Here is a 1035-nt window from a genome sequence, read left to right on the forward strand (position 1 = left end):
CCTCGTGGTCGAAGACCATACGTACCGCCCGCTGGCGAACTTCAGGGGAATATCGATTTGATTTGCTCATGGCTCCATCCTCTCAAGGTTTGGAGCCTCCGGGAATCCCGGTACGGTTCACAGCATTTTTTAGAGTCTTTTTTGGTCTTATTGGTTTGGCTTTTATCATCTTCATCATACGTAAAAGCCTAGCGTTCAGAGGCAAACTAGGCAAAATTTTGATTTTGGGTGCCATAAACTCAGGCATCCCATTTCTTATGTACAGCATAGCAGCAACATTACTACCTGCTGGCTATTCAGCGATTCTAAATGCGACGACGCCTCTAACAGGTGCCATGATTGGCTTTTTTATCTTTAGCGAGAGTTTAACAATAAAAAAATGGCTGGGCGTAACGCTAGGAATTGTCGGCATCACTATTATTACTGCTGTGGGTGACTCCAATATCGTTGGCAACATCTATATTGGCGTGGCTGCCTGCATGATAGCCACTATTGGTTACGGCTTTGCTGGCTTTCTTACCCGAAAGTGGGTAACCCAACAAGGTGGCCTGGATTCAACGTTGGTTGCGTTTGGCAGTCAAATAGGCGCTACCGCTTTTCTCACTCCCTTTTTGATTTGGAACATTTCATCTGGCCCCAGCATTGATTGGCTTCAAGGTGATGTGTGGATCAGCCTGCTCGCAGTCGGCTTTTTATGCACCTCCCTCGCTTATATCCTTTATTTTAGATTGATTGCCGACATTGGGCCGTTACGGTCGCTCACCGTTACATTCTTGGTGCCGCCTTTCGCTGTGTTATGGGGCTTTTTAATCCTTGATGAAACGATTTCCAGCGGATTCTTACTTGGCTCTTTGATCGTTTTACTTTCCGTTTGGCTAATCGTAAGTCCCGATCCTCCAAAAAACAGCCTAACGAGCTAGCCTGGATTTCTCATAGTACCTCAGCCAGTACCGCACTCAGGCTGTAACACCGCTAAACACCTACTGGCTCGACTTACATCGGCTACTTTTTAACCACTTTCCGGCGTTCAGACAC

General features: G+C 46.7%; 1 protein-coding gene. It reads left to right on the forward strand.

All coding sequences use genetic code 11. From position 1 onward, the window contains the following. The first annotated feature begins 68 nt into the window (after positions 1 to 68). Positions 69 to 920, forward strand: a complete 852-nt coding sequence (locus V8L71_RS20665) for a DMT family transporter (RefSeq protein WP_336275344.1) — start codon at positions 69 to 71, stop codon at positions 918 to 920. The last annotated feature ends 115 nt before the right edge of the window (positions 921 to 1035 follow it).

This window comes from Vreelandella indica (assembly GCF_037070225.1).
GTDB lineage: Bacteria > Pseudomonadota > Gammaproteobacteria > Pseudomonadales > Halomonadaceae > Vreelandella > Vreelandella arctica.

Excerpts from the sequence above, each read along its gene's own strand:
- V8L71_RS20665 (WP_336275344.1), top strand. The coding sequence starts at position 69 with ATGGCTCCATCCTCTCAAGGTTTGGAGCCTCCGGGAATCCCGGTACGG.